Source organism: Mesorhizobium sp. WSM4983, from assembly GCF_029625765.1.
Taxonomy (GTDB): domain Bacteria; phylum Pseudomonadota; class Alphaproteobacteria; order Rhizobiales; family Rhizobiaceae; genus Mesorhizobium.
Genome location: NZ_JARTVM010000063.1, coordinates 1 through 236 on the forward strand (window position 1 = coordinate 1; position 236 = coordinate 236).

The following is a 236-nucleotide window of genomic DNA, read 5'->3' on the forward strand; positions in this document are numbered from 1 at the left end:
GCGCTTCATAGATGATCTTCGAGGCATTGATGTCGGGGAAATTGCCGCCGCCACCGGCCCGGTAGTTGTTGGTCGCGACGACGAATTTCTGTATGGGGTCAATTGGTTTTCCATCGAAACTCAGGTCGACGATGCGATTGACGCCGGCGTTAGCCAGCCCGCCCTTGGCATCGTATTTCGGCGGCTGCGACAGGTCTATTTTATAGGTGACGCCGTCGATGACGTCGAAATTGTAG

General features: G+C 55.1%; 1 protein-coding gene. It reads right to left on the reverse strand.

From position 1 onward, the window contains the following. A partial coding sequence (locus P9254_RS28945) for a 5'-nucleotidase C-terminal domain-containing protein (protein ID WP_278103935.1) occupies positions 1–236 on the reverse strand: 236 nt, incomplete at both ends.